The following is a 2,732-nucleotide window of genomic DNA, read 5'->3' on the forward strand; positions in this document are numbered from 1 at the left end:
GCATGCGCAGCACCAGCACGCGGTTCTCGACCAGATCCGACAGCGGCACCAGGAAGAACAGCCCGGCCGCATAGCCGAGCAGGGTGGCCATCGAGACCAAGCCGCTCTCCGATGCCGCGGCGCCGAGCGACGGCCCGATCAGCCCGACCAGTGTCTGCGGCGCGAACAGATTGGTGACGATGATGCCGACCGAAGCGGCAAACAGCAGGGTCTGGGACGGGGTGATGGTGCTGCCGCAGGCATGTCGCGGCCGTTCGACGAGCTCGGCCGTGGCGATCCGCGCATTGTCTGTTCCGTTCATGGTGGCCTCGCATCTTTCGCGAGGACTTTATGGGCAACGATCATAATGCTACAATTGAAATGACCTGATAATGATTATGCGAGTTGCGCATGAACATCCATGATCTCGAAGCCTTCGTCGCCGTCGTCGAAACCGGCTCGATCGTCGGTGCTTCGGCGAGGCTCAACCTCACCCAGCCCGGCGTGACGCGTCGGGTGCAGAATCTCGAGGAGCGGCTGGCGACGCCCTTGCTCGACCGCCAGTCGAAGCCGCTCAAACCCACCGCATCCGGCCGCGAGGCCTATGAGCATGGCCGCCGCGTGCTGCGCTCGCTGGAGGACCTGAAGGCGGGCGTCTCGCCGGCGGGCGAGGTGCGTGGTGAGTTCCGCCTCGGCGTCATGCCCTATCTCTCGACCAGCGCGCTGTCCGAGCCGCTCGACAGTCTTCGCGCGGCATTCCCGCAGCTGACGCTGAAGATCACCTCGAGCCTCTCGCCGCGCCTTGTGGAGCAGGTGCTGCACAGCGAGATCGACGCGGTGGCCGTCTGCCTCGCCGAGGGCGTCGCGCCGCCGCCCGAACTCGTCGGCGACGATCTCGGCGTGCAGGCGGTGCTGCTGGTGGCCTCGCCAAGCCTCGGCGTGCCGAAGCCCGCCGAGCTCGACGATCTTGCGCGCTACCCTTGGGTGCTCAACGAAACCGGCTGCGGCTTCCGCGCCTTCATCCGCCACCGTTTCGAGGCGGCGCGGCTGCCTTTCCATGTCGGCGTCGAGGCGCAGGTCGCGGACCTGAGAATGTCGCTGGTCGCGCGTGGCCACGGCATCGGCGTCGTCACGCCCGGCGCGCTGTCGGGCAGCCAATGGCGCGACGCGGTCGAGGTGGTCGACTGCCCCGGCTTCAAGCCGCAGGTGCGCTGCTGGCTGCTCCACCGCCCCCCGGCCGGCAGGCTGGCACGCCCGATCGCGGTCTTCCGCGAGGCGCTGGCCGAGGCGCTGAAGGGCCCGATGCCGCTGATATCGTAAAAGCCAGGCGCCTTATCTCCCCCCTGACCGTGGAAAAAGCGATTTCAGTACTTTGGCAAACCCAAGCGTTAGAGACTGCCAGAGGGAGCGGGCCGCAACGTCCGTCGAGTTCGCTATTTCCGGGTCTTGCGATCGGGGCAGGGAGGCGAGCCACGAATCCCAAAACTGCTGCTGCATGGAGACGAACACGGGCATCACATCGTAACCTTCGTCAAATATATTGACTAAGTCGCTCTCCTTGGGACGCTCCCCCGTTTTCACTTTGCAGACCACCAATCCACGACTCATCCCTGTCACGGTGCCTTCAGGGAAAACATTCGCGCTCGCGCCATAACAAAAGGGCAGTATTCCATCCACTTCGAGCTGCTTGCGGATTTGGCATAGGGCTTCGAAATAATCGTCTTCCTCGGCAACGATGACTTTGTCGCGATAGCTGCAGGTGAGCCTGCACCGAGTCCCCACATTCCGCGGCGTGAACACCGCCTGCTCGTCACCTGCCGTGCCCCCTCCGATCAGGAACACGGTGTATTGTTCATCCATTGTCATCCCCCAATCCTTTGGTCACATTAGTTGCAATGATTTATCAATGCAACTGAAAATTGCGTATGTGTTGACTAGAGTTGCTGCTTGCTGGCTCCTGCCTCGGCCTTGACCTAGCCCACACCCACGTTATCTTCGCGCAATGCCGAACGCCGCTCCCTCCGCCGCCGCGCCGCTCATCGTCATCGACCTGCAGACCGGCATGTTCGACGGTCGTTTCGACCCGCCGATCCATGACGCCGACTCCATCGCCGAGCGCTCGCGCACGCTGATCGACTGGGCGCGGCGCTCCGGCCGCAAGGTGGCGTTCATCCGCCATGACGGGCCGGAGGGCGATCCGCTCGCGCCGGGCGCCTCCGGCTGGCCGGTCTGGCCGCTGCTCGGCCAGGCGGCCGACGAGCCGACCTTCGGCAAGAAAATCGGCAACGCCTTCTCCAACCCCGAACTCGCCGAATGGGTGGCGGGGCAGGGCGCGAAGGACGTCTTGCTCATCGGCGCACAGACCGATTTCTGCGTCGCCGCAACCGTCAAGGGCGCCTTGGCCGAGGGCTTGGGCGTCACGGTGGTCTCCGACGCGCATTCGACTCTGGATTCGCTCGAGGAGAAAGCGCCCGACATCATCGCCCGCCACAATGAGGCCTTTGCCGGCCAGGGCGCGCGCTTGACGACGACGGCGGAGTTGACGGAAGGCTGAGCGCATTCTTCCTTCCCCCTTGTGGGAGAAGGTGTCGCCGAAGGCGACGGATGAGGGGTGCTCCAGGGAAAGCCAGCGTCTCACTCCGCTGGAACACCCCTCATCCGTCTCGGCGCTACGCGCCGATCCACCTTCTCCCTCAGGGAGGGCTTTGCACGGAACTGAGTTGGTGATTCCGTATGTCCGGCATGAAGGGGAG

The 2,732-nt window shown here is 64.5% G+C and carries 3 protein-coding genes and 1 pseudogene; 2 read left to right on the plus strand and 2 right to left on the minus strand.

Annotation, left to right across the window (positions count from 1 at the left end):
• Nucleotides 1–301 (minus strand): annotated as a pseudogene (locus tag EOA27_RS30865) (hypothetical protein); the annotation flags it as partial.
• 89 nt (nucleotides 302–390) lie between these two features.
• Here EOA27_RS30865 and EOA27_RS30870 point away from each other — a divergent pair.
• Complete coding sequence (locus EOA27_RS30870) at nucleotides 391–1,299, plus strand: LysR family transcriptional regulator (RefSeq protein WP_126083296.1); 909 nt, start codon at nucleotides 391–393, stop codon at nucleotides 1,297–1,299.
• Nucleotides 1,300–1,311: 12 nt separating this feature from the next.
• Here EOA27_RS30870 and EOA27_RS30875 read toward each other — a convergent pair whose 3' ends face one another.
• Nucleotides 1,312–1,845 (minus strand): hypothetical protein, encoded by a 534-nt coding sequence (locus EOA27_RS30875; protein ID WP_245491207.1) that lies wholly within the window; start codon nucleotides 1,843–1,845, stop codon nucleotides 1,312–1,314.
• Between the two features lie 136 nt (nucleotides 1,846–1,981).
• Between EOA27_RS30875 and EOA27_RS30880 the strand changes: the two genes are divergently transcribed.
• On the plus strand, nucleotides 1,982–2,533 hold the full coding sequence (locus tag EOA27_RS30880) for an isochorismatase family protein (protein ID WP_126083295.1): 552 nt from the start codon (nucleotides 1,982–1,984) through the stop codon (nucleotides 2,531–2,533).
• Nucleotides 2,534–2,732 lie beyond the last annotated feature (199 nt).

The organism is Mesorhizobium sp. M2A.F.Ca.ET.037.01.1.1 (genome assembly GCF_003998075.1).
Lineage (GTDB): Bacteria > Pseudomonadota > Alphaproteobacteria > Rhizobiales > Rhizobiaceae > Mesorhizobium.

Excerpts from the sequence above, each read along its gene's own strand:
- EOA27_RS30870 (WP_126083296.1), top strand. The coding sequence starts at position 391 with ATGAACATCCATGATCTCGAAGCCTTCGTCGCCGTCGTCGAAACCGGC.
- EOA27_RS30880 (WP_126083295.1), top strand. The coding sequence starts at position 1,982 with ATGCCGAACGCCGCTCCCTCCGCCGCCGCGCCGCTCATCGTCATCGAC.
- EOA27_RS30875 (WP_245491207.1), bottom strand. The coding sequence starts at position 1,845 with ATGACAATGGATGAACAATACACCGTGTTCCTGATCGGAGGGGGCACG.